Source organism: Herbiconiux sp. VKM Ac-1786 (assembly GCF_015350805.1).
Classification (GTDB): domain Bacteria; phylum Actinomycetota; class Actinomycetes; order Actinomycetales; family Microbacteriaceae; genus Herbiconiux.
In genome coordinates, this window is record NZ_JADKSG010000001.1 from 206,901 (window position 1) to 225,286 (window position 18,386).

General features: G+C 72.3%; 16 protein-coding genes. 3 read left to right on the forward strand and 13 right to left on the reverse strand.

The features are described from left to right. Positions 1-29: 29 nt before the first annotated feature. A complete protein-coding gene (locus ITJ64_RS00990) occupies positions 30-1,391 on the forward strand; it encodes an HNH endonuclease signature motif containing protein (protein WP_194678902.1) in 1,362 nt (453 codons plus the stop codon). A 110-nt stretch (positions 1,392-1,501) separates the two neighbouring features. On the opposite strand, the gene ITJ64_RS00995 is transcribed toward ITJ64_RS00990, so the two are convergent. Beyond that, positions 1,502-3,295 carry an ABC-F family ATP-binding cassette domain-containing protein gene (locus tag ITJ64_RS00995; RefSeq protein WP_194678903.1) on the reverse strand — a complete coding sequence of 598 codons (1,794 nt, stop codon included), beginning with the start codon at positions 3,293-3,295 and terminating at the stop codon, positions 1,502-1,504. Positions 3,296-3,384: 89 nt separating this feature from the next. On the opposite strand from ITJ64_RS00995, the gene ITJ64_RS01000 reads away from it, so the two are divergent. Further along, positions 3,385-4,239, forward strand: coding sequence for a spermidine synthase (locus tag ITJ64_RS01000; RefSeq protein ID WP_194678904.1), 855 nt, complete (start codon positions 3,385-3,387; stop codon positions 4,237-4,239). A gap of 174 nt (positions 4,240-4,413) precedes the next feature. On the opposite strand, the gene ITJ64_RS01005 is transcribed toward ITJ64_RS01000, so the two are convergent. Further along, on the reverse strand, positions 4,414-5,043 hold the full coding sequence (locus tag ITJ64_RS01005; protein ID WP_194678905.1) for a Pr6Pr family membrane protein: 630 nt from the start codon (positions 5,041-5,043) through the stop codon (positions 4,414-4,416). Positions 5,044-5,078: 35 nt separating this feature from the next. Here ITJ64_RS01005 and ITJ64_RS01010 point away from each other — a divergent pair, with 35 nt between their 5' ends. Further along, on the forward strand, positions 5,079-5,660 hold the full coding sequence (locus tag ITJ64_RS01010) for an adenine phosphoribosyltransferase (RefSeq protein ID WP_194678906.1): 582 nt from the start codon (positions 5,079-5,081) through the stop codon (positions 5,658-5,660). 100 nt (positions 5,661-5,760) lie between these two features. Here the strand turns inward: ITJ64_RS01010 and ITJ64_RS01015 are convergent, their stop codons facing one another. The 11 genes from ITJ64_RS01015 to ITJ64_RS01065 all read right to left on the reverse strand — a co-directional run bounded on the left by ITJ64_RS01015 (position 5,761) and on the right by ITJ64_RS01065 (position 18,380). Continuing rightward, positions 5,761-6,699, reverse strand: coding sequence for a 4-(cytidine 5'-diphospho)-2-C-methyl-D-erythritol kinase (locus tag ITJ64_RS01015; protein WP_194678907.1), 939 nt, complete (start codon positions 6,697-6,699; stop codon positions 5,761-5,763). Between the two features lie 36 nt (positions 6,700-6,735). Then, entirely contained in the window at positions 6,736-7,731 is a 996-nt protein-coding gene (locus ITJ64_RS01020; RefSeq protein ID WP_194678908.1) for a nucleoside hydrolase, read from the reverse strand. 112 nt (positions 7,732-7,843) lie between these two features. After that, positions 7,844-8,746: an ABC transporter permease gene (locus ITJ64_RS01025; RefSeq protein WP_194678909.1), complete on the reverse strand. Its 903-nt coding sequence runs from the start codon at positions 8,744-8,746 to the stop codon at positions 7,844-7,846. Beyond that, positions 8,746-9,846, reverse strand: coding sequence for an ABC transporter permease (locus tag ITJ64_RS01030; protein WP_194678910.1), 1,101 nt, complete (start codon positions 9,844-9,846; stop codon positions 8,746-8,748). Before ITJ64_RS01030 ends, ITJ64_RS01025 begins: the two co-directional genes overlap by 1 nt. Then, entirely contained in the window at positions 9,843-11,564 is a 1,722-nt protein-coding gene (locus ITJ64_RS01035) for an ABC transporter ATP-binding protein (RefSeq protein ID WP_194678911.1), read from the reverse strand. Before ITJ64_RS01035 ends, ITJ64_RS01030 begins: the two co-directional genes overlap by 4 nt. 6 nt (positions 11,565-11,570) lie before the next feature. Then, entirely contained in the window at positions 11,571-12,626 is a 1,056-nt protein-coding gene (locus tag ITJ64_RS01040) for a BMP family ABC transporter substrate-binding protein (protein ID WP_194678912.1), read from the reverse strand. Between the two features lie 192 nt (positions 12,627-12,818). Then, complete coding sequence (locus ITJ64_RS01045) at positions 12,819-13,613, reverse strand: alpha/beta fold hydrolase (RefSeq protein WP_194678913.1); 795 nt, start codon at positions 13,611-13,613, stop codon at positions 12,819-12,821. Positions 13,614-13,756: 143 nt separating this feature from the next. Continuing rightward, positions 13,757-14,692 carry a 16S rRNA (adenine(1518)-N(6)/adenine(1519)-N(6))-dimethyltransferase RsmA gene (rsmA, locus tag ITJ64_RS01050; protein ID WP_370545141.1) on the reverse strand — a complete coding sequence of 312 codons (936 nt, stop codon included), beginning with the start codon at positions 14,690-14,692 and terminating at the stop codon, positions 13,757-13,759. A gap of 185 nt (positions 14,693-14,877) precedes the next feature. After that, positions 14,878-15,786 (reverse strand): TatD family hydrolase, encoded by a 909-nt coding sequence (locus tag ITJ64_RS01055; RefSeq protein WP_194678915.1) that lies wholly within the window; start codon positions 15,784-15,786, stop codon positions 14,878-14,880. Next, positions 15,783-17,351 (reverse strand): methionine--tRNA ligase, encoded by a 1,569-nt coding sequence (gene metG / locus ITJ64_RS01060; protein WP_194678916.1) that lies wholly within the window; start codon positions 17,349-17,351, stop codon positions 15,783-15,785. Before metG ends, ITJ64_RS01055 begins: the two co-directional genes overlap by 4 nt. A gap of 108 nt (positions 17,352-17,459) precedes the next feature. After that, on the reverse strand, positions 17,460-18,380 hold the full coding sequence (locus ITJ64_RS01065; RefSeq protein ID WP_194678917.1) for an NADP-dependent oxidoreductase: 921 nt from the start codon (positions 18,378-18,380) through the stop codon (positions 17,460-17,462). Positions 18,381-18,386 lie beyond the last annotated feature (6 nt).

The window sequence follows — 18,386 nt, forward strand, 5'->3', positions numbered from 1 at the left end:
TCATCAGGAGTTTATGATAGAATCTCAGTATGACTCCAGCCGCCCTCCTCCACGACATGGCCGCGCAGGTCTGCGGCCTGTCTGGCGCGGGTCAGGCGGGTCTCGGCGACGACGAGCTGCTGGAAATGGTGGCCGCCTACGAGGCCCTCGGGCGCGCGGTGTCGGCGCAGCAGGTGCGGCTCGCCGGCGAGGTCGGGGTGCGGTCACGCACGGAACTCGGTGACGAGGGCCTGAGCCGGTCGCAGAACTTCACCAGCCCCGTCGCACTCGTCGCGAAGGTGACCGGCGCGTCGGTGCGGGCGTGCAAGGCGCGGCTTGAGCTCGGTCGGAAGCTGCGGGGGGCGGTGCTGCTGGGTGGGGGCGAGGGGCCGGCGCCGTTCCCGGCGGTCGCCCGCGTGCTGGATGAGGGCGTTCTCGGGGTCGAGGCAGCGGCGGCCATCGTGAAGCAGTGCGGCGTGCTCGCCGACCGTGGATGCTCCCCCGAGGTTCTGAGTCTCGCCGAGGAGACCCTCGTCGACCAGACCCTCTCGTGCCGGCTGACTGCCGATGAGACATTCAGGGCTGCGATCCATCTGCGCGAGGTGCTCGACCCCGACGGTGCCGAACCGCGCGACGAGGTGCTGCAGATGCAGCGATCACTGACGATCACGCAATCGGCGGATGGGATGTATCGGGGGAAGTTCGCGCTCCCGCCCGAGCAGGGCGGGGTGTGGGTATCGAGCATCCTGGCGATGCAGAGCCCGCGCGTGGCCGGGCCGCGGTTCGTCGATGGAGACGAATACGTGACTGCCGACGGCCGCACCCAGGCGCAGAAGAACGCCGACACGGTGACTGAGCTCATCGCTCGCGCGGCCGGCGCCGACGACATGCCCCGCATCAACGGTTCAATCGCCACCGTCAACGTGCACATGACCCTCGATGACCTCGAGAAGGGCCGGGGCGTCGGGTGGATCGATGGCATCGACCAGCCCATTCCCGCCTCGACCGTGGCGCAGTTGCGGTGCTCGTCACCGGTCGCGGCGACGCTGTTCGGCGACAAGGGCGAGGTGCTCTTCCACGGCAAGGCCAAGCGGCTCTTCACCCCAGCGCAGAATCGGGCGCTAGCGGCGAGGGATGGCGGGTGCGTGTGGCCCTCCTGCGACCGGCCACCCTCGTACTGTGAAACGCACCATGCGAACGAGTGGGTCTCGGACGATCATCCGCCCGGACGAACCGACATCGACAACGGCGTCCTCCTCTGCCACTTCCACCACTCCCACCTGCACAAATCACCATGGAAACTGACCATGCAGAACGGGGTGCCTCACCTCATCCCTCCGAGGTGGGTAGACACGGAACAGAAGCCGATCCCGACGACCCGTCGACGCACCATCCAGCGACCCGCCGCCTAGCCAGCCACCGCATCCGGAGGCAAGCGCGAAGCGCGCGGCAGCACACCCGGCTGCCGCGCGCTGACGCGCTTGCCCGAGATGGACATGGCCGGGTCTACAGACCAGCGCCGTCAGTCGTCGAGGAGCTCCGAGAGCTCGAGCCAGCGCGTCTCGTGGGCCGCGATCTGCGCCTCGGCCGCTTGCACCTCGGCCGTGAGTGAGCCGAGGCCGACGTAGTCGGACTGGTCGTGCTCGGCCAGACGGTGCTGCAGCTTGTCGATCTGCTGGGTCTGCTTCTCGATCTTGCGCTCGAGCGAGGAACGCTCCTTCTCGGCGGCGCGCAGTTCGGCGCCCGCGAGTGCGGGGGCGGAGGACTTGTGTCCCGCATCCGTCGCCTTCGTGCCCACCTCGAGCGAGCCCTCGCCGGCCTCGCGCAGGGTGAGGTACTGCTCGAGGCCGCCCGGGAGGTGGCGGAAGCGACCGTTCAGCACGGCGTACTGCTGGTCGGTGACGCGCTCGAGCAGGTACCGGTCGTGTGAGACGACGAGCAGGGTGCCCGGGAATGAGTCGAGCAGGTCCTCGAGGGCGGCCAGCATGTCGGTGTCGAGGTCGTTGGTGGGCTCGTCGAGGATGAGCACGTTCGGTTCGTCGAGCAGGATCAGCAGCAGCTGCAGCCGCCGCTTCTGCCCACCCGAGAGGTCTTTCACCGGGGTCGACAGCTGGGCGCTCGTGAAGCCGAGGCGCTCGAGCAGCTGACCGGGCGTGAGCTCCTTGCCGCCGGCGACGTACGAGGTGCGGTAGCGGCCGATGACCTCGCTGACGCGGTCCTTCATCACGTCCTCGAGCTCGGCGAGCTGCTGCGTGAGGGTGGCGATCTTGACGGTCTTGCCGCGCTTGACAGTTCCGGTGGTGGGCTTCACGGCACCGGTCACGAGGCCGAGCAGCGTCGACTTGCCGGCGCCGTTGACGCCCAGGATGCCCGTGCGCTCGCCCGGGGCGATGCGCCACTCGACGCCCTCCAGCACCTTCTTCTCGCCGAAGGAGACGCTCACGTCGAGCACGTCGACGACGTCCTTGCCGAGGCGCGCGGTGGCCATCTGGGTGAGCGAGACGGTGTCGCGGATGGGCGGCTCGTCGGCGATCAGGGCCTCGGCCGCGTCGATGCGGAACTTGGGCTTCGCGGTGCGGGCCGGGGCACCGCGGCGCAGCCACGCCAGCTCCTTCTTCATCAGGTTCTGGCGCTTGGACTCGGTGGCGCTGGCCATCCGGTCACGCTCGACGCGCTGCAGGATGTAGGCCGCGTAGCCGCCCTCGAAGGGCTCGATCAGGCGGTCGTGCACCTCCCAGGTCTGGTTGGAGACCTCGTCGAGGAACCACCGGTCGTGCGTCACGACCGCGAGGCCGCCGCTCGAGGCCGGCCAGCGGCGCTTCAGGTGCTGGGCGAGCCAGGCGATGCCCTCGACGTCGAGGTGGTTGGTGGGCTCGTCGAGGAAGACGACGTCCCAGTCGCCGACGAGCAGGGCCGCGAGGGCGACGCGGCGGCGCTGGCCGCCCGAGAGGGTGCCGACGACGGCCTCCCAGTCGATGTCGCCGAGGAGGCCCCCGATGACGTCGCGCACCTTCGGGTCGCCCGCCCAGATGTGCTCGTCGATGTCGCCGACGACGGCCTGGGCCACGGTGAGGGACGAGTCGACGGTGTCGGCCTGGTCGAGCATGCCGAGGGTGACGCCGCGGCGGCGCGTGACGCGGCCGCTGTCGGGTTCGATGCGGCCCGAGAGCAGGGAGAGCAGGGTCGATTTGCCGTCGCCGTTGCGCCCCACGATGCCGATTCGGTCGCCCTCGTTGATGCCGACGGTGACGGAATCGAAGATGACTCGGGTGGGATATTCGAGATGGAGCGCCTCAGCGCCCAGGAGATGAGCCACCTGTCGAGGGTACAGGGCGCGGATGGGAGCCCGGCCCAGCCTGCCCCGCTCACATGGGGACGCGACCGGTGCGCACCTATGCTGGGCGGATGCTCGCCGATCGCCGCCGGTTCTCCTTCTCGTTCGACGGGCGCAAGGCCACCCTGAAGCGGGTGCACCGCGCGAGCGAGAGCTACGAGCTGAGCGTCGACGGGGTGGCGCAGTCGGTGGTGTCGTTGACGGATGCGCGGCTGCTCTCCTGGCCCTACGTGCAGCACATCGCCCGGGCGATCGACGCGGCCGCGGCGCCCGGCGCTCCCGTCTTCGCCGTGCACCTGGGGGCGGGCGCGATGGCGCTGCCGCGGTACGTGGCGGTGACGCGTGCGGGGTCGCCGCAGCTCGTGGTGGAGTTCGAGCGGGAGCTCTGCGAGGCGGTGCTCGCCGCGCTGCCGCTGCCCGAGGCGGCGGACATCGCGGTCGCGTACGGCGACGCCCGGGCTCTCGCCGAGACGGGCTCGGGCCTGGAACGCGAGTGGCGGGGCGCCGAGGTGACGGTCGTCGACCTCTGGGACGCCGCGACCATCCGCGCCCACGTCGCAAGCCTCGAGTTCTACCGCCTCGTGGCGGGGCGGTCGGCGCCCGAGGGGCTGGTGGCGGTGAATCTGCTGGACGGGCATCCGTTCGAGTACGCGCGGGCTCAGGCGGCGACCCTCCGAGAGGTGTTCGCCGACGTGGCCGTGGTGACCGACTTCGACCCCGACGACGCGGAGGGGCCGCTCGGCAACGTGGTGGTGCTGGCGAGCGGTGGAGCCGTGGCGGTGGCCGCGCATCCGGAGCTCTTCGGGGACGAGAAGCCGTTCGTGCTGCACGGCGCCGCCCTCGACGCCTGGATCGGCGACGCGCGGGTGCTCACCGACGCCGACGGGGTCGACTCCCCCGACATCGACGACCCCCGCTGGGCCTGACGGGCACTCAGCGGGGGCCGGTGTCACGGCTTGGCCGGGCGCGGGCGGGGCGGGAGGGTGCCCATGGTGGTGCCTTTCGGTTCGCCGGGGCCGCGCCTCGACGTCGCCCGGATGCCGAAACGGTAGCGCCGAACGCCGGAGCATCCGCCTGAGCAGTTTGTACTCAGTGCCGGATCAGCCCCGCAGCAGGCGCGTGCGGCTCAGGCCGACGACCGCGCAGCCCATCAGGCCGATGAACCCCGCGATGCCCAGCACGTAGACCGCGACCGCGCCGTAGCCGCCGGGCTGCGACGGGTCGAGGAACGGGTACGGGTACCAGCCGACGAGCGGCCCGCGGATCATCGTGTAGACCGCCCAGGCGATCGGGAACGCGACGATCGCCCAGAGGGCGCTCCAGCGGAGGGGCGATTTGCCGGGCGAGAGGATCCAGACCAGCACGATGTAGATCGGCGCGATCAGGTGCAGAACCTCGTTCGACCAGGCCAGGGTGCGCCCCTGCTCGAGCGTGATGCTGCGGAGCAGGAGGTTGTAGACGACGCCGGTCGTCGCCATGTACGTGACGATCGCGGCGAGCGAGAGGTTGAACCAGGGCGGGTCGCGGCGCACGGTGAACGAGAAGTAGGCGCCGACGAGCAGGGCGATCGCGGCGAGAGCGTTCGAGAGGATCGTGAAGTAGCTGAAGAAGTTCACCAGGAAGTGCGTGACGTCGGGCACCACGTCGAGGCTGTAGACGAGCTGCCCGACGATGGCCGCGATGATCACTCCGGCGGCCACGACCCTGATCACCCCGAACACTCTGCGCATGGGCACACTCTAGCGACGGGCTCTACGATTGACGGATGCCCGACCAGAACGCACCCGTCGCCCCTGCCGTCTCGCCCGCCGCCGTCTCGCCCGCCGTGGTGGAGGCCATCCGCTCGGGCATGACCGAGACGCCCGACTTCCCGTCGGAGGGCATCCTGTTCCGCGACCTGTCGGGGCTGTTCGCCGACGCGGAGGGGCTGCGCACCGTCGCGGAGGCGCTCGTGGAGGGCTTCGGGCCGATCGACGCGGTGGCCGGGGTCGAGGCGCGGGGCTTCGTGCTCGGCGCGGCGGCCGCCGTCGCGACCGGGCACGGGATGCTCGCCGTGCGGAAGGCCGGCAAGCTGCCCGGCGAGGTGCTGAACGAGAGCTACGCGCTGGAGTACGGCTCGGCGAGCCTCGAGGTGCACCCGTCGACGCTGCCGCCGCGGGCGCGCGTGGTGATCGTCGACGACGTGCTGGCGACGGGTGGGACGCTGGCGGCGACGATCCGGCTGATGGAGCGGGCGGGCTGGGACGTCGTGGGGGTCGCCGTCGTGCTCGAGCTCGAGGCGCTCGGCGGACGTGCGGTGGTCTCGGCGGCGACCGCGGCCCCGGTGAAGGCGCTGCTCGCGCTCTGACGCGCGGCTGGTCGCGACGGTCGGCGCGCGACGCCGGTCGACGTGGGACGCCAGTCGGCGCGCGACGCCAGCCTGCGAACGACCCTAGCCCGCGGAGACGCTAGTCCGCGACGACGCGGGCGCCCGCGACCGGGCCCGTGACGCGCACGACGTGGTGCCGCGCCGCGCTCAGCGCGATCTGCAGCTCGAGCGCGCCGTCGAGGTCGGCCGCGAGGAACGCGATCGTCGGCCCCGAGCCCGAGACGATGCCCGCGAGGGCGCCGTTCTGCTCCCCCACCTCGAGCACCGAGGCGAGCCCCGGGCTCAGGTGCAGCGCCGGCGCCTGCAGGTCGTTGCTCAGCGACTCGGCGAGCATGTGCGGGTCGCCCGCCCGCAGCGCCTGCAGCACGTCGGCGTCGACGGTCGGCTGGCCCTGGGCCGGGAAGATGTCCTGCGCGTGCCGCTCGCGGTGGCGGTCGAGCTCACGGTAGACCTCGGGGGTCGAGACACCGTGCTCGGGCAGCACGAGCACCCACGGGAACTGCCCCTTCGCGAGGGCGGGGCTGAGCTGGTCGCCCCGTCCGGTGCCGATGGCGGTGCCTCCGGCGAGGGCGAAAGGCACGTCGGCGCCGAGTTCGGCGGCCAGCGCGAGCAGCTCGTCGCGCCCGAGGTCGGTGCCCCAGAGGGTGTCGCAGGCCAGGAGGGCGGCGGCAGCATCCGCCGACCCGCCGCCCATGCCGCCCGCGATCGGGACGTTCTTCGAGATGCGCAGCGACACGCCCTCGCGGTAGCCGGCCCGCCGGGCGAGCAGGCGCGCGGCGCGGATCGCGAGGTTCGACCCGTCGGTCTCGAGCCCCGAGGTGTCGATGTGGCCGCCCTCGAAAACGACCGAGAAGTCGTCGGCGGGGCTGGCGAAGACGTCTTCGTAGAGCGAGACGGCCTGGTAGGCGGTGGCGACGTCGTGGTACCCGTCGGGCATCACCGCGCCCACCTTGAGGAAGACGTTGATCTTGCCGGGGGCCCGCACGTGCACGGTCTTCGGTGCGCCCCGGTCGTTCATGCTCTCCAACCTATCCCACGTGGCGGACGCCCCCGATCAGTGCCCCGACAGCACCCGCACGAAGTCGGCGAGGAACGCCTCGCGGTCGACGTCGAGCACCACGACGGTGTCGGGAGCCGGCTCGCTCGGCCAGGACACCGGCAGCCCGGTCGCGGTGCGCATGAGGTGCGCGCGGGTGGCGAAGCCGTCGCTGGTGATGTTGACGGGGCCGGTGGTGGCGGAGGTGATCCACTCGGGATGCACCAGCAGCGCCGCCGCGAGCCCGTCGTGCGCCGGCGAGACGCGGCGGCCCCAGGAGTACTGGTAGAAGTCCATGTACGCCTCGAGCACCTGCGCCGAGAAGGTGCCCCACTCGGTGCCGGCACGGTGCAGGGCCTGCACGGCCTGCTCGTCGACGATCGTGTGGGCGGTGACGTTGACGCCGACCATCACGAGCTGACGGCGCGGCGCCGCGAAGACCCGGCGGGCGGCCTCGGCGTCGTTGTGGATGTTCGCGTCGACCATCTGCACCGTGCCGAGCGGCGGGAACGGGCCGGACCCGCCCATGATGACCACCGAGCGGTAGAGCGTCAGCAGCTCGGGCTCGATCTCGAGGGCGAGACCGAGGTTGGTCAGCGGGCCGACGGGCAGCAGGTCGTAGTAACCGGGCTTCGAGCGGCCGAGCTCGACCAGCAGCTCGGCGCTGGAGAGCGGCGAGAGGTTCTTCGGGGCGATCGGGTCGGACCAGAGGTCGCCGAGTCCGTCGCGGCCGTGCACGTGCCCGGCGATGCGCGGCTCGCCGTCGATGGGGCCGGCGGCGCCGCGGGCGACGAGCACGTCCTCGAGGCCGGCGAGCTTCTGCACGCGGGCGATGTTCGTCAGCGCCGCCTCGACCGGGGTGTTGCCGTAGACGCTCGTGATGGCCGAGATCTCGGCGTCGTCGCGGCCGGCCAGGTAGAGCAGGGCGAGCGCGTCGTCGATGCCGGTGTCGGTGTCGACGACGATGTGGCGGGTCTCGCGGGCGGGGGTGGGGGTGGCCGTGGCGTCGGTCATGGTGCGTCCTTCGGTGCTGGTCGGGTGGGGCGGATGCGCGGCCCCCGCGCGAGGCGGGCGGCGGGCGAGGGGCGGCGGCACGGGCATCCGCTCGTCGCCGGGGTGGGGCGGGTCAGGTGGTGGTGAGCGAGGCGCGCTTCGCGAAGCGGATGCGGGTGGCCACCAGCACGAGCAGCGTGATCGCGTAGGGGGCGGCATCGGTGAGCTGCTGGGGCGCGCCGATGCCCTGCAGGCGGAAGCCCAGCGCCTCGGCCGCGCCGAAGCCGAGGCAGGCGACGGGCAGCCAGAGCGGGCGGCCGGCGACGAGCATGACGGCGGCGACGGCGATCCAGCCGCGGCCGGCGGTCATGTTCTCGGTGAAGACGGTCACGTTGCCGAGGGCCAGCTGGGCGCCGGCGATGCCGCAGAGGGCTCCGCCCGCGATGGTGACCCAGGTCTGATACGAGGCGACGCTCACGCCGAGGGCGGCCGCGGCATCCGGATGCTCGCCCACGCCCCGGAGGCGCAGGCCCCCCGCCGAGCGCTTCAGCCACAGCCCCACGGCGACGATGAGCACGAAGGCGAGCGGCACGAGCGCCGTCTGGCCCGCGAAGATCGGGCCGATCACCGGCACGTCGGCGAGGAACGCCATCTTCGGCAGCCCCTCGAGGCCGCGCGGCGAGAAGGAGCCCGAGGTGTCGAAGAGCACCCGCAGCAGGAAGCCCGTGAGACCGATCGCGAGGAGGTTCGTGCCGATCGCGATGATGATCGGGTCGGCGTGCCAGCGGGCGGCGCCGACCGCGAGCACCACCGAGAACAGGGCGGTCGAGACGAGCGCGGTGAGCACCCCGCCCCAGGCGCTGCCCGTGTAGTAGCTGCCCGCGACCGCGGCGAAGGCGCCCCAGAGCATCTGACCCTCGAGGGCGATGTTGAACACGCCGACCTGGGCCGAGATGGCGCCCGCGAGGGCGGCGTAGAGGATGGGCGTGGCCGCGAGGAGGACGGCCGCCACGAAGCCGAGTTCGAAGACGTGCATCAGGCCGAGCTCCTCTCGGTGCGCCGCTGGTCGAGCACCGTGCGGAGGGCGAGCACGACGATCACGACGCCCTGCAGCACATCCGACAGCTGGCGCGGCACGTCGGCCGAGCGCTCCATGCCGGCGCCGCCGACCTGGAGGATGGTGAACAGGATGGCGGTGACCGGGATCAGCGCCGGGCGTCCGCCCGCGAGCAGGGCCGCGGCGAGGCCGGCGAAGGTGTAGCCGGGCGAGATGAGCGCGCCGTCGATCAGGCGGAAGGGCGACGACATCACGATCACGGCACCGACCACGCCCGCGGCGGCTCCGGCGGCGGCCATCGCGCCGAGGGCCAGGCGGCCGACGCGCACTCCCCCGTAGGCGCCGAAGCGGCGGTTCGCGCCGACCACGCGCAGCTCGAAGCCGACGGCGGTGCGGGAGTCGACCACCCAGAACACGACCATCAGCAGCACGATGATGATGAGGCCGGCGTTGGAGTACGAGAGGTCGCCGAGGGCCCACATGCGGGCGCCCTCGGGCAGTCGGGTGGTCTGGGCGACCGCCGAGCCGGCCTCGCCGAGGGGGAAGCGCACCAGGTAGCTGACCACGGCGACGGCCACCGGGCTGAGCAGCAGGGTCGAGATGATGATCGGGATGCCGAACCGGGTGGCGAGCGGCGCCGAGATCGCTCCGAAGGCGCCCGCGACGATCGCCGCGCCGATGACGGCGAGCGGGATGAGGACGATCGAGGGCAGCGGCAGGCTCGACGCGATGACGGTGGCGGTGAGGCCGCCGAGCACGAGCTGCCCGTTGCCGCCGAGGTTGAACTCGCCCATGCGCAGCGGGATCGCCGCCGCCAGCGCCATGCCGCAGATGAAGGCCCAGACCGAGAAGGTGTAGTCGAGCTGCCCGGGGTCGAGCGAGTTCTGGATGACTGCGGTGTAGGCGGTGATCGGGTCGAGGCCGGCGGCGAGGATGATCACGGCGCCGATCAGCAGGGCGAGCACGACGGCGCCGATGGGCACGACGGCGGGGTGACGCAGGGCGGCGGTAGCGAGGCGGCGGCCGCGGCTCGACGCTTTCGCGGGGGCGGCGGACGTGGTCTCGGGTGGGGCGGTCATGCGCGGTCTCCGTCGTGGGGCGCGGTGGGGTGGGGCGCAGTGGAGCGGGGCGCGGTGGGGTCGGGCGCGGTGAGGTCGGGCGCGGCGGGGTCGGGCGCGGCGTCGGAAGCCTCGGTCGGGTCAGCGGCGGCGGCGCCCGCCATGGCCGCGCCGATGCGCTCGGTGGTGGCCTCGGCCGCCGTGAAGGAGGCGACGATCGCGCCGCCGTACATCACGAGCACCCGGTCGGCGAGGGCGAGCAGCTCGCTGATCTCGTGCGAGACCAGCAGGATGCCGTTGCCCGCCGCCCGGTAGTCGAGCAGCCGACCGTGGATGGCCCCGATCGCCCCCACGTCGACGCCCTGCGTCGGCTGCTCCGCGATCAGCAGCGGCGCCTGGTGCGCGAGCTCCCGCGCCACGACGACCTTCTGCGCGTTGCCGCCCGAGAGCGATCCGATCAGCTGCTGCTCCCCCGAGGTGCGCACGTCGTAGTCGGCGATCAGCTCGCGCGCCTGAGACCGTTCGGCCTTCAGGGACATCCACCCGCGACGGATGCCCGTGGACGCCCCGATCGGAGCGCTGCGGTGATGGCCGAGCGCCGCGTTCTCGGCGACCGTCATGGTGACGGCGCTCCCCTCGCCGCGGCGGTCCTCGGGGATGACGGCGAGCCCGCGCGCACGCCGGTCCCGCACCGAGGCTCCGGTGACGTCGGCGCCGGCCAGGCGCACGCGGCCCGCCGCGACCCCGAGGGTTCCGAGCACCGCGGCCACGAGCTCGTGCTGTCCGTTGCCCGAGACGCCGGCGATGCCGACGATCTCGCCGCGCCGCACCGAGAGCGACACGTCCGAGACGACGGTGCGCCGGCCATCCGACACCGACAGCCCCTCGACCTCGAGCACGGTCTCGCCCGGCGTGCCGGTGCCCGGGTTCTTGACCTCGGCGATCGCCCGGCCGGTCATCGCGCGCACGAGCTCGGCCGCCGAGGCGTCGCGGGTCGCGAACCGCCCGGTGACCCGGCCGTCGCGCAGCACGGTGACCTCGTCACTGACGGCGAGCACCTCGTGGATCTTGTGCGTGACGAGCACGACCGTCGTACCCGCGTCGGCCGCGCGACGGATCACGGCGAACAGGCTGTCGACCTCGCTCGGCGTGAGCACGGCGGTGGGTTCGTCGAGGATGAGGATGCGGGCGTCCCGATGCAGCGCCTTGAGGATCTCGACGCGCTGCCGCGCCCCGGCCGACAGTGAGCCCACGACGGCCGCGGGGTCGGTGTCGAGGCCGTAGCGGGCTGCCAATTCGCGCACCCGCGCATCCGCTGCCCGTCTGTCGACGAAGGCCTTGCCGAACAGGCCCCGGCGCCTCGGTTCGGCCCCGTAGACGACGTTGTCGGCGACGCTCATCGTGTCGAAGAGGCGGAAGTGCTGGTGCACCATGCCCAGGCCCGCGGCGATCGCGTCGAGCGGGCCGGCGAAGCGCACGGGGCGGCCCTCGACCCGGATCTCGCCCGAGTCGGGCTCGAGCAGACCGAACAGCATCGACATGAGCGTCGACTTGCCGGCGCCGTTCTCACCCATCACCGCGTGCACGGTGCCGCGGCGCAGCACGAGGTCGACCCCGTCGTTCGCCACGACGGAGCCGAACCTCTTGCCGATGCCGATCAGCTCGACCGCGGCCTCTCCCTCGGCGGGAGCGGGCGGCCGAGCTGCGTCGGCGGCATCATCGGATGCGCGAGAGACCATGCAGGACTAGCCGGCGGTCAGGGGGTCGGTCACCGTGATCTCGCCCGAGACGATCTGGTCGCGCACGGCGGCGACCTTCTCGATCACGTCGGGGTGGTCGGCGATGAGGCACTGCGAGTCGGCGACGCCGTCTTCGAGGCCGGTCAGGCTGACGCCGCCCTCAGCCAGGCCGTAGGAGGTGAAGCCGCCGGTCGTGCCGTCGAGGATGTCGCCGACGGAGTTGACGAGAGCCACGTCGACGCGCTTGATCGCGTTGTCGACGACGTTGCCGGGAGAGTCGAGGCACTGGTTGGTGTCGACGCCGAAGGCCTTGAAGCCGGCCTCGGAGGCCGCTTCGAAGACGCCCAGGTTTCCACCCGAGGCGGCGGCCTGCACGTAGTCGGCACCGCCGTCGGCGAGGATCTGCGCCTGCGCCTTGGAGCGGGCCTGGTCACCGAACGGGTTGTCGCCGCCGACGTACTGCACGGCGGTCTTCACGCCGGGCTTGACGCTCTCGGCGCCCGCGAAGAACGGGTCGACCCAGCGGTGCAGGAACGGGGTGTCGAGCGAGGCGACCACGCCGACGTTGCCCGACTGGGTGAGGAGGCCGGCCTCGACACCGGTGAGGTAGGTGGCCTCGTACTCCTTGAACACGGCGGAGGTGAGGTTCTCGGTGGGCTCCTCGGCCGAGGTGTCGATCAGCAGGAACTGCTGGTCGGGGTAGTCGGCGGCGGCCTGGGTGATCTGGTCGAGCACGCTGAAGCTGACGCCGATGATGATGCTCGGCTTCTCGCGAACGGCCGCGTCGATGTTCTGCTGGATGCTCGTCGGGTCTTCGCTCTCGTAGACGTCGACGCTGGCGCCGTACTTCTCGCCGGCCTGCTCGGCGCCGTCGGCGGCGAGCTGCAGGAAGTTGTTCGACCCGATGGGGGTGGGGGTGATCAGGATGATCGACTCGTCGCCGGAGGCACCGGTGCTGTCGCCGCTGCCACTGCCGCTTCCGCCGCTCGAACAGGCGGCTACGGAGGCGATGAGGCCGACGGCGAGTGCTGCGGCACCCGCTCGACGCGCGAATTTCGACATGGGTGTCCCCTTACAAAGTGGATCTGCTGTGATTGGGCGGCCGCACCAGGGGCCGCACTCCATGGTATCGGGACGGTGGGTCCCAACCCGCGCCCGGGACACATAACGAAACACACTCGTCACACGCCCGGCCTGTGTGCCAGTGGACGGCTGTGCAGGAGTGGACGGTGTCGTGCGGGCCGACGACGTACGTCAGGGGATGCTCGGCAGCGCCGCGTGCAGGGCGACGGCCTCGGCGACCACGCGCTCGGGATCGTCCCGCTGGATCGAGTGCCCGGCGCCGTCGACGACCGCGAAGTCGAACTGCGGCGACGACGCGCCCAGCCGCTCGCCCTCGTCCGTCGTGAACGAGGCACCCTTCCCCTGGTCGGCGGCCAGCACCCTCACCCTCGAGCGGATGCGCGCCGCGACCGGCTCGAGTTGCCACCGTGCGTTGTCCCGCACGGTGCGCTCCACCACGAAGGGGCTGACGAGCCGGGCGGCGACGACCTTCTGCGTGGCGTCCTCGCTGTGCCACCGCGGATTCGCGGCGAGCAGAGCGTCGGGGTCGAGCTCGCGGAGCTCGCCGAGCAGGCCGGTCACGAGGGTGTCGTGGCGGTGCTCGTCGACGGCGAGCACGGGATCGAGCAGCAGCAGCGCGCGGGCCCAGTGCGGATGGCGGGCCGCCGCGACGGTCGCGACGGCGCCGCCGAGCGAGTGGCCGATCACGAGATCCCAGCCGCGCACGGGGTTGCCGTGCGGGGCCAGCCCGAGCACGTCACCGGCGAAGTCGTCGAGGGCGTAACCGAGGGTGCGCGGCGAGGCGCCGTGCCCGCGCAGGTCGGCGGCGGTCACCGACCAGCCTTCGGCGGCGAGTGCGGAGGCGACCTGCCACCAGGTGCCGGCGGCCGAGGTGAGGCCGTGCAGCAGCAGCACGGCGGGCCGCGCGTCGGGCGGCCCCCACCGCAGGGTCGCGAGCTGGACGGGGTACCCGGCGTTCGACGTCACCCTCCGATCGTCCCACCACCCCGCCGCATCCGGCACCTCAGAGTCGCCCCGCGACGCGGATCGCGCCGCACCGCTCATGATGGGGCTCAGTTCGCACCCGTCAGGCCCGGCCCAACGCGGTGCCGGTGGTTCGGCTGCGCCGCTTAGGACGCGGTCTCGGTGGGGTCGGCTGCGGCCTGGTCGGGCGCGGTCTCGGCGGTGGCGGATTCGGCGACGGGGGTGGCGGCCTCGGCGGCGCGGGCTACCGCGAGGAAATCGTGGACCGTGAGGGACTCGCCGCGGGAGGTGGGCGGCACGCCGGCCGCCTCGAGGACGGCCGTGGCGCGCTGGGAGTCGCCGAGCAGCTCGCTGAGGGACTGGCGGAGCATCTTGCGGCGTTGGCCGAAGGCGGCGTCGACGAGGGCGAAGGTGCGCACGCGCAGCTCCTCCGAGGCGAGGCCCGAGCCGACACGGTCGAAGGCCACGAGCACCGAGTCGACGTTCGGCACCGGCCAGAAGACCTGCCGGCTGACCTGGCCGGCCGTGCGCCAGTCGCCGTACCAGGCGGCCTTGACCGACGGCGAGCCGTAGACCTTCGAGCCGGGATCGGCGGCGAGGCGGTGGCCGACCTCGGCCTGCACCATGACGACGCCGGAGCGGATCGACGGGAAGTGCTCGAGCAGGTGCAGCAGCACCGGCACCGAGACGTTGTAGGGCAGGTTGGCCACCAGGCGGGTGGGGTCGCCCGGCAGCGAGCGGATGCGCAGGGCGTCGTCGCGGATCACCGTGAGCCGCGCATCCGGAGCCAGCTGCGACACCGTGAGCGGCAGCTGCGCGGCGAGGCGGTGGTCGATCTCGACGGCGACCACCTCGGCGCCGGCCTCGAGGAGACCGAGGGTGAGGGAGCCGAGGCCGGGGCCGACCTCCACGACGACGTCGCCCGCCTCGACCTTGGCGACGCGAACGATCTTGCGCACGGTGTTGGCGTCGATGACGAAGTTCTGGCCCAGCTTCTTGGTGGGCGTCAGGTCGAGCAGCCCTGCGAGGTCGCGGATCTCGGCCGGTCCGAGCAGCGAGACCGCCGCAGCGGACGCGGCCACAGGCGCGTCGGCGTGGGCGGACGCCCCAGGCGCGTCGTCCGAGCGGGCGGACGCGTCAGGCGCGTCGGCGTGGGCGGACGCCCCAGGCGCGTCGTCCGAGCGGGCGGACGCGTCAGGCGCGTCGGCCGCGCGCACAGACGGTTCAGGCATGGCGGCCGAAGCGTCGGCCGGCGAAGCGGGGTCGGTCACGAGGCCTGCACCGGCTCGTCCTCCCAGCGGCCGTAGACGAGCTCGGTGTTCGAGGAGATCTGGGCGGCGAGCATCGACACGTCGGTGCCGAGGTGCGCGGCCATCGCGCGGAGGGTGTGCGGGATGAGGTAGGGGGCGTTCGGCCGGCCGCGGTAGGGCATCGGCGTGAGGTACGGGGCGTCGGTCTCGACGAGGAGGAGCGCACGCGGCGCGGTCTCGAGGGCCTCGCGGAGGTTGTGCGCGTTCTTGAAGGTGACGTTGCCGGCGAACGACATGTACCAGCCGTTCTCGGTGCAGATGCGTGCGAGCTCGGCGTCGCCCGAGAAGCAGTGGAAGACGGTGCGCTCGGGGGCGCCGACCCGCTTCAGTGTCTCGATCACCTCGGCGTGGGCGTCGCGGTCGTGGATCTGCAGCGCGATGCCGTTCTCTTTCGCGATCTCGATGTGCGCCTCGAAGGAGCGGTACTGCGCCGCCCGACCCTCCTCGCCCGTGCGGTAGAAGTCGAGCCCGGTCTCGCCGACGGCGCGAACGCGCGGCCAGCCCGCCAGCTCGGCGATCTCGGCCAGGGCCGCGTCGAGCCCGCCGGCGGCGGCGTACTCGGGCGCCTCGTTCGGGTGCAGCGCGACCGCGGCCAGCATGCGCGGCTCGCGGGCGGCCTGCTCGGCCGACCAGCGGCTCGTCTCGAGGTCGGTGCCGACCTGCACCACGCCGCGCACGCCGACGGCCGAGGCCCGGTCGAGGTGCTCGCGGTAGTCGATAGGGTCGGCGGTGTCGGCGATCTCGAGGTGCGTGTGGTTGTCGTACACCGGCACCACGAGCGCCTCGGGCAGCGGCGGGTAGCTCTGGTCGCCGCGGTCGGAGGGCTCGCGCGTGCGCAGGTGGTCGGGCAGCTCGGGCGAGGTCACGAGGCCTCGACCTCGATGCGCGGGAAGAGCGCCTCGAGCGGTTGCACGCGGTCGCCGCCCTGCCACTCGAAGGCCGAGCGGATGTTCTGCTCCTGCACGGTGCCGACGCCGGACAGCGCCGTCCACAGCTTGGCCGCCGCCTCGGGCACGACCGGCGACAGCAGCACGGCCAGCGTGCCGAGGCCGCGCAGCGCCGTGCTCAGCACGGTGGCGAGACGGTCGGCGTTCGCCGGGTCTTTCGCGAGGCCCCAGGGCTCCTGCACGGTGATGTAGCCGTTGAGCTCGTCGACGAGCTCCCAGATGCGCGCGAGCGCCTCGTGCACGGCCAGGCGCGAGATGGCCTCGTCGGCCGCCGCCGTGACGCGGCGCTCGGTGTCGCGGATGGCGAGCTCCGCATCCGTCACCGACGCCTCGACCGCCGTCGGCACCGCGCCGTCGAAGTAGCGGTTCACCATCGCGACCACCCGCGAGGCGAGATTGCCGAAGCCGTTCGCGAGCTCGGCCTGGTAGCGGGCCGACAGGTCTTCCCACGAGAACGAGCCGTCTTGCCCGAAGCTGATGGCGCGCATGAAGTAGTAGCGGAACGCGTCGGAACCGAAGGTGTCGGTGATCTGCTCGGGCGCGATGCCGGTGAGCTTCGACTTCGACATCTTCTCGCCGCCGACGAGCAGCCAGCCGTGCCCGTAGACCTGCTTCGGCACCTCGAGCCCCGCGGCCATCAGCATGGCCGGCCAGATGACGGCGTGGAAGCGCGCGATGTCTTTGCCCACGATGTGGGTCGCCGGCCAGAGCCGCGCGAACTTCTCGTCGTCGGAGCCGTAGCCGGCGGCCGTGGCGTAGTTCAGCAGCGCGTCGAACCAGACGTAGACGACGTGCGACTCGTCCCACGGCACCTTGATACCCCAGTCGAAGGTCTGCCGCGAGATCGACAGGTCGGTGAGCCCGCGGCGCACGAACGACACGATCTCGTTGCGCACGCTCTCGGGCTGCACGAAGTCGGGCCGCTCTTCGTAGAGGTCGAGCAGCCGCTGCGTGAAGTCGCTCATGCGGAAGAAGTAGTTGCGCTCCTTGAGCAGCTCGACCGGCTTGGAGTGGATGGCGCAGACCAGCTGCCCCTCGTACTGCCCCGTGCCGTCGACCAGGTCGCCGAGCTGCTTGTACTCCTCGCAGCCGACGCAGTAGTACCCCTCGTACTCGCCGGTGTAGATGTAGCCCGCGTCGTGGAGTCGCTGCAGGAACAGCTGCACGTTGACCTCGTGCCGCTCGTCGGTGGTGCGGATGAAGTCGTCGTTGGAGATGTCGATCGTCTCGAGCAGCGGCTGCCAGGCCTCGGCCACGAGCTTGTCGGCCCACTCCTTGGGCGTGACGCCGTTGGCGGTGGCGGTGCGCAGGATCTTCTGCCCGTGCTCGTCGGTGCCCGTGAGGAACCAGGTGTCGTCACCGGCCTGCCGGTGCCAGCGCGCGAGCACGTCGGCGGCGACCTCGGTGTAGGCGTGCCCGATGTGGGGCACGTCGTTCACGTAGAAGATCGGCGTGGTGATGTAAAAGGCGGAGCCGGCGGACATGCTGACCATCCTAAAGGGGGCGGATGCCCGTGCCGGCCCGTGTGACGGGCTGTGGAGAGGTGCGCGCGCGTTCGCGGTCGTGGAGGAGCGGAGCGGGCATCCGGAGCCCTACTCCATGCGCAGCACGATCTTGCCGGCGACGTGCCGCGTCGCGAGGTGCTCGTAGGCCTCGGCCACGCGCTGGAGCGGGTAGACGGTGTCGATCACCACGCGGAGGGCGCCCTCGGCGACGAGCTCGGCGAGCCGCGCCAGCGTCGGTGCGCCGCCGCCCTGGGCGTTGCCCTCGGTCTTCACGCCCCGCGCCGCCGCCGCCGGGTCGGCGACCGTGTCGATGCGCTCGGGCGCGACTCCCAGGGCGAGCGCCAGGTCGACCGAGCCGCGGCCCGCAGTGTCGATGAAGGCGTCGACGCCGTCGGGGGCGAGCTCGCGGAGGCGCTCCAGGGCGGCATCGCCGTACTCGACCGCCTCGACGCCGAGCTCCTCGAGCAGGCGGTGGTCGTCGCGACGGGCGAGGCCGATGACGCGGGCTCCGGCGAGCCGGGCCAGCTGCACGGCGAACAGGCCGACACCGCCCGTGGCGCCCGCGACGACGAGGGTCTCACCGGACGCGACCCCGACGGCCCGCACCGCGGCGACCGCGGTGGTGCCGGCGACGTAGAGCGTGGCGGCCTCCTCCCAGGTGACCCCGGCCGGCTTCGGCACGAGGTTCTCGGCCGGCACGACGGTGTGGGTCGCGTGGGCGCCGCGGCGGTCGCTGAAGCCGACGACCTCGTCACCGGCCTCGACGCCGGTGACGCCCGGGCCCGTGGACTGAACGCGGCCGGCGAGGTCGCTGCCCTCGCCGCTCGGGAGGGTCGTGGGGAAGATCTCCTCCAGCCGTCCCTCGCGGATGGCCGCCTCGCCGGGGTTGATCGACGAGGCGACGACCTCGACACGCACCTCGCCGGGGCCGGGCTCGGGCCGGTCGACGTCGACCACCTCGAGCACCTCGGTGCCGCCGAACGTCTGGAATCGCACTGCTGAAGCCATGCGTCC

Excerpts from the sequence above, each read along its gene's own strand:
- ITJ64_RS00990 (WP_194678902.1), top strand. The coding sequence starts at position 30 with ATGACTCCAGCCGCCCTCCTCCACGACATGGCCGCGCAGGTCTGCGGC.
- ITJ64_RS01000 (WP_194678904.1), top strand. The coding sequence starts at position 3,385 with ATGCTCGCCGATCGCCGCCGGTTCTCCTTCTCGTTCGACGGGCGCAAG.
- ITJ64_RS01005 (WP_194678905.1), bottom strand. The coding sequence starts at position 5,043 with ATGCGCAGAGTGTTCGGGGTGATCAGGGTCGTGGCCGCCGGAGTGATC.
- ITJ64_RS01010 (WP_194678906.1), top strand. The coding sequence starts at position 5,079 with ATGCCCGACCAGAACGCACCCGTCGCCCCTGCCGTCTCGCCCGCCGCC.
- ITJ64_RS01015 (WP_194678907.1), bottom strand. The coding sequence starts at position 6,699 with ATGAACGACCGGGGCGCACCGAAGACCGTGCACGTGCGGGCCCCCGGC.
- ITJ64_RS01020 (WP_194678908.1), bottom strand. The coding sequence starts at position 7,731 with ATGACCGACGCCACGGCCACCCCCACCCCCGCCCGCGAGACCCGCCAC.
- ITJ64_RS01025 (WP_194678909.1), bottom strand. The coding sequence starts at position 8,746 with ATGCACGTCTTCGAACTCGGCTTCGTGGCGGCCGTCCTCCTCGCGGCC.
- ITJ64_RS01030 (WP_194678910.1), bottom strand. The coding sequence starts at position 9,846 with ATGACCGCCCCACCCGAGACCACGTCCGCCGCCCCCGCGAAAGCGTCG.
- ITJ64_RS01035 (WP_194678911.1), bottom strand. The coding sequence starts at position 11,564 with ATGGTCTCTCGCGCATCCGATGATGCCGCCGACGCAGCTCGGCCGCCC.
- ITJ64_RS01040 (WP_194678912.1), bottom strand. The coding sequence starts at position 12,626 with ATGTCGAAATTCGCGCGTCGAGCGGGTGCCGCAGCACTCGCCGTCGGC.
- metG (WP_194678916.1), bottom strand. The coding sequence starts at position 17,351 with ATGTCCGCCGGCTCCGCCTTTTACATCACCACGCCGATCTTCTACGTG.
- ITJ64_RS01065 (WP_194678917.1), bottom strand. The coding sequence starts at position 18,380 with ATGGCTTCAGCAGTGCGATTCCAGACGTTCGGCGGCACCGAGGTGCTC.